Annotated in this window: 4 protein-coding genes; all 4 read left to right on the top strand. The window is 52.0% G+C overall.

The annotated features are described in order from the left end of the window. Positions 1 to 70 precede the first annotated feature (70 nt). The 4 genes from BP822_RS02235 to BP822_RS02220 all read left to right on the top strand — a co-directional run bounded on the left by BP822_RS02235 (position 71) and on the right by BP822_RS02220 (position 5127). Positions 71 to 505 (top strand): flavodoxin domain-containing protein, encoded by a 435-nt coding sequence (locus BP822_RS02235; protein WP_273278327.1) that lies wholly within the window; start codon positions 71 to 73, stop codon positions 503 to 505. 158 nt (positions 506 to 663) lie between these two features. Continuing rightward, positions 664 to 1488 (top strand): phosphate ABC transporter substrate-binding protein, encoded by an 825-nt coding sequence (locus tag BP822_RS02230; RefSeq protein ID WP_013719834.1) that lies wholly within the window; start codon positions 664 to 666, stop codon positions 1486 to 1488. Between the two features lie 172 nt (positions 1489 to 1660). Beyond that, positions 1661 to 2122 carry a hypothetical protein gene (locus tag BP822_RS02225; protein WP_013719835.1) on the top strand — a complete coding sequence of 154 codons (462 nt, stop codon included), beginning with the start codon at positions 1661 to 1663 and terminating at the stop codon, positions 2120 to 2122. A 92-nt stretch (positions 2123 to 2214) separates the two neighbouring features. Beyond that, the gene (locus BP822_RS02220) at positions 2215 to 5127 is read left to right on the top strand and encodes a DEAD/DEAH box helicase (RefSeq protein ID WP_273278328.1); all 2913 of its coding nucleotides are present in this window, start codon (positions 2215 to 2217) and stop codon (positions 5125 to 5127) included. Positions 5128 to 5149: the final 22 nt, after the last annotated feature.

Below are 5149 nucleotides of genomic sequence, written 5' to 3'. Positions count from 1 at the left end.
TTTCTTTTATAATTCCCATCAACCATTAACTAGTTATAAAATATGTAATGATCAACCTGCGGGGATTATAATGCCAAAGATTGCCATTATTTATGCCAGCCAGTCTGGAAAGACGAAGAGGATGGCAGAGGCTATTGCCAATGGAGCGAAGAGCGTTGAGGGTGTGGATGTACTATTGAAAAAAGTATTTCAGGCGAAGCCTGACGACGTCTTGGACGCCGATGCAGTGTTTCTTGGCGGCTCAACCTATAACAGCAAGCTTATCAAGACCATGGACCCATTCCTGGCCCAGCTGGAGAAGCTCGACCTGAAGGGGAAGGTGGGAGTGGCCTTTGGCTCATACGGATGGAGTGGTGAGGGGGTGCCTATCCTAATCGATCGGATGAAATCTTTTGGCATGTCGGTGATAGAGCCGGGAACAACGGCGGTCCAACTTCCCACTAAAGAGGACCTGGAGAGATGCACGGACCTCGGAAAAGCGGTAGCCAATGGTTTGTTGAACTAGATGCTTTCGAAAAGAGAAAATATCAGCGTTTAGGTAAAATCTAGCGTGTATTTGAAATCTATATAGTTTATGTTTCGATAACTTTGGTAAGGGTAATACTATATTTTATGTTGGATAGGTTTACATATTATCCATGCAAAGCTTCCGCCGGTGAATTGATGAGAAAGCTATTTGGTGCTCTATTGATAGCCTTGATCGTATGTGCAATCGGCACTACTATGGTTGTGGCTATGGAAGATGTTCGTGTTGCAGGATCAACAACTGTACTGCCTCTTGCAGAAGGCGGGGCAGAGGTCTTTAACGCTGAGCAGTCTGATTACAGGGTTACTGTCACTGGAGGCGGCACTGGTGTGGGGATGAAAAACATCGCCGAGGGCAACTCCGAGATAGCCATGGCCTCTCGAGAGGTCACTGATGAGGAGCGGGAGAAGTTCGGAGACAAGTTCCAGGAGAACCTCATCGGCTATGATGGGATAGTTATCGCCGTCAGCCGGGAGATATATGATGCGGGCGTGACCTCCCTGAGCAAGGAACAGGTCGAAGAGATTTATGCAGGCGAGATCGACAATTGGGAGGAGCTCGATGGTCCGGATGAGGAGATACTGGTCATCGGCAGAGAGCAAGGCTCTGGAACCAGGGATACCTTCAATGAGGAGATCATGGGCGATAAGTCCGCTGAGACTCCGGGCGTGAGCACAGTTGCTGGCAGCAATGCAGAGATAAAAACCGCTCTGACCGGGAGCGATCAGGCCATTGGATACTTGGGATACTCCTATGTTCAGGACGACTCAGTAGGGACCATCAGCCTGGATGGGATTCTACCAACAGAAGAGACCATCAAGGACGGAAGCTATGAGCTGGCTCGCGAGCTATACTTCTATACCTACGATGAGGCAACTGCTGGCGCGCAGTCCTTCATTGACTTCATGCTGGGCTCCAAGGGACGGGATGTCGCCACAGAGTATGGATTCATACCGCTCTGAGAGACGATAACCCCATTTTTATTTTAGGTGACTGAAGCATAGCCGGCATTATGATTTTGTCTTTTTTAGATGCACGCATGTACCTTAAATAGAAGATTGTCCTTCAATCGAGAGGATGATTTGGATTATGAGTCAGATATTCACAAGGCCAATATTCACGAGGCCGGTATTTATGAGCCTGATCTCATTGTCCATTGCTTTTCTGCTGGCAGGCCTTGCAGTTTCAGGCATGCCCGCCTCATTTTATCAGGCCATGACCCAGATGAACACCTCAGACTACCTCTGCGTCAAGAACTATGATGCAGGCGCTAGCGTTACTGAGTCATACTCCGAATTCGACCATCTGGAAAAGGAGACGGAGATCAATAGCAGGTCTTTTCATCCATCCGGCATCAAGGATGATAGCAGCAGAGGCAATGCTACTCTAGAGGCCAGGATTGCATCCTCTCTTATCGGCAAGGCTCATATCGCCTGGCAGTCCAAAGATGTAAAATCAGGTCCCTATGGCCGCCATGCGGTTTATGGACTGGTGCAGGAGGACTTGATCGGCGTCCTCAACATTGAGAGGTTCATACATCTGAGCAGCAACGATTCCTATGGATTTTCAGGACCAGATTGGCTTCCCTGCAGCTAGTGAGAGATAGATACGCTTTAATCGTTCATCGACGTAGCATTCTTCCGAATTTGCCGCAAAGTATTCATATCCGATTCTGTGAATAACCGACTGTGAGCGCCTTCGATCATCTTCATCATAGGATCAGAGCAATACTGCAAGAGCAGGGCATAATCGAGCCGACGCTCCCTCAGGAGAAGGCGATACCAACAATTCTAGCAGGAGAGAACGTTCTCCTCATCGCCCCCACAGGTACAGGCAAGACAGAAGCTGCAAGCTTGCCCATCTTTCACCAGATATTATCCGGCGAAGGAAAGAGCAACAATACTCCAAAGCATGGCCGGGAGAAGAAAAAAGCAAGCAGGACGATGGATTCTGACGGAATGCAATCCAGCGCTATGGAATCTGGAGGTATGGATTCCAACGGCATAAAAGGAATAAGAGCGGTATACATCACACCCCTGCGCGCCCTGAACAGAGACATGCTTCGCCGCTTTCATGACTGGGGCGAAAGCCTGGGGATCTCAGTGGCGGTTCGCCATGGCGACACCAGCCAGAGCGATAGAAGGAGGCAATCATTGAGTCCACCTGACATCTTGATCACCACCCCCGAGACTCTGCAGGTCATGCTCACCGGAAAGAGGCTGCGCCTTAATCTCTCCACCGTCAGGATGGTAGTGGTGGATGAGGTTCATGAGATGGCTTCCTCCAAACGCGGCTCTCAGCTCTCTGTTCTCCTGGAAAGGCTTGTTGAGATCGCCGGAGATTTTCAGCGCATCGGCCTCTCTGCCACCGTCGGATCTCCGGAAACCGTAGCCAGACTGCTCGTTGGAACAAATAGAGGATACAGGATCGTCTGTGCAGATGTGGAAAGGGCAAGCAACTACCAGGTGGTCAGCCCTCAGCCCAAAGGCGGGGACTATTCCCTGGCCAGCACATTGGAGTGCGACCCCCGTTTGGCTGCTCAGATCCGCTGGATCCGAGATGAGGTGAGAGATAAGAAATGCCTCATCTTCGTCAACACCAGACAGGCGGCCGAGGTTCTGGGCTCAAGGTTCAGACAGCTTGGTGAGCCCATTGGAGTTCATCATGGCAGCCTATCGAAGGAGGCGAGGGTGGAGGCAGAGGAGGCCTTTAAAGCGGGAGAGCTGCAGGGCCTCATCTGTACTTCCTCTATGGAACTGGGAATCGATATTGGCGATGTGGATCATGTCATCCAGTACAGCTCTCCCCGAGAGGTCTCCCGGATGCTGCAGAGGGTTGGTCGTGCCGGACATAAGATTGGTCTCGTCTCATCTGGAAGCATAATCGCAACCTGTGCCGACGATGTGGCTGAGGCCTGCGCCATCGCCAGGAGGGCGGCAGACTCGAAGCTGGAGGAGATCAAGATCCATGAGAAGCCGACGGATGTCCTGGCCAATCAGATAGTGGGACTGGAGATCGATTTTGGCGATATAAGCCTCCAGAGAGTCCATCAGATCGTCTCCAGAGCTTATCCTTTCCGGGACCTGACGGTGGAGGAGCTGGAGGGAGTAGTCTCTCAGATGGAGGAGCACAGACTGGTCAGGCGAGAGGGAGGCATCCTGCAGAGGACTCGCAAGGCACGGGAGTACTATATCGAGAACCTCTCCATGATCCCGGATGAGAAGAGGTACAATGTCTACGACATAGTGGGACGCAGATCGGTGGGAACCCTGGATGAAGCATTTGTAGTTGGCTTCGCCCAGCCCGGCGCCACATTCGTGACCAAGGGAGAAATCTGGGAGATAACCGAGATTGCTGAGGAGGAGATTAAGGTGGTTCCCATTCAGCGAAGCGGAGAGATTCCCAGCTGGACAGGAGAGGAGATTCCCGTCCCCTTTGATGTGGCCCAGGAGGTGGGCCGGATCCGGAGGGAGATCAGCGAGATGTTCGAGTCGGGCAAGGGAGCGGAAGATGCTGAAGAGTGGCTCCAGAGCTGCTACCCGGTGGAAGATGAGGCGGCAAGAGAGCTGGTTGATCTCATAATGAGACAGAGGGAAAAGAATCATCCTGTACCAAACGAATCTCTGGTGGTAGTGGAAGGCGGTGGGGAGGGAGCGATCATAAACTGCTGCTTCGGCCATAAAACAAATGATACTCTGGGCAGGGTTATAACCTCCATCCTATCCGCTCGCTTTGGGAGCAGCGTGGCCTTGCAGATCGATCCTTACAGAATTGAGCTGACCCTTCCTAAAGCGTTGCTGGCGGAAGAGATCGAGAAGCTGATTGAGGATCTTGATCCGGACTATGTTCAGCCCATCCTGGAGATGACCCTGAAGAACACCTCCCTCCTTCGCTGGAAGATGATCCATGTGGCCCGCAAGTTCGGTGCCCTATCCAGGGATGTTGACTATCAGAGAGTGAGCATGGCAAAGCTGCTGGCAGTATTCGAGGGCACCCCCATGTACCGAGAGGCCTTGCGGGAGATCTATCACGATCGCCTGGATATCGAGCGGACCAGGATGGTTCTGGTGAGGATCAGGGATGGCTCGATGGCCATGACCACCAGCAGCCTCTCGCCTATTGGGACCAGTGGCCGGGGAGGCGGAAAGGATGTAACCTCTCCGGAGAATGCGGATGCTGCAGTGATCAAACTCCTCAAAAACAGGATTATGAAAGACCGCGTACTGCTATTTTGCGTGAACTGCAAGAAATGGAAATCCATGCGTCAGGTCGAACGGGTGCCCGACCGACCTGAGTGCCCTCTTTGTGGTTCCAGGATGGTGGCTGCTCTCAAGCCCTGGGAGGAGGATGAGATCAAAGTGGTCCGAAAGCGGGATAAGAAGACCTCTGATGAGAAGCGCAGGACCAAGAGGGTCTTTCGCAATGCAAACCTGGTCTTAAGCTATGGCAAGACCGCAGCCATTGCCCTTGCCAGCCGGGGTTTAGGACCTGAGACCGCAGCGAGGGTGATAGGCAAGCTTCAGAAGGACGAGATCGAGTTTTACAGGGACATTCTCAAAGCGGAAAAGGAGTATGCTAGGACAAAGAGATTCTGGGGTTGATGCGATCCTTTAGAAATTCCAG

It is taken from the genome of Methanosaeta sp. UBA458 (assembly GCF_002496085.1).
GTDB classification, from domain to species: Archaea; Halobacteriota; Methanosarcinia; order Methanotrichales; family Methanotrichaceae; genus Methanothrix; species Methanothrix soehngenii.
This window is presented reverse-complemented; position numbering and strand designations above follow the sequence as displayed.

What these genes read in the sequence shown, in the direction of transcription:
- BP822_RS02235 (WP_273278327.1), top strand. Translation starts at nt 71, where the DNA reads ATGCCAAAGATTGCCATTATTTATGCCAGCCAGTCTGGAAAGACGAAG.
- BP822_RS02225 (WP_013719835.1), top strand. Translation starts at nt 1,661, where the DNA reads ATGAGCCTGATCTCATTGTCCATTGCTTTTCTGCTGGCAGGCCTTGCA.
- BP822_RS02230 (WP_013719834.1), top strand. Translation starts at nt 664, where the DNA reads ATGAGAAAGCTATTTGGTGCTCTATTGATAGCCTTGATCGTATGTGCA.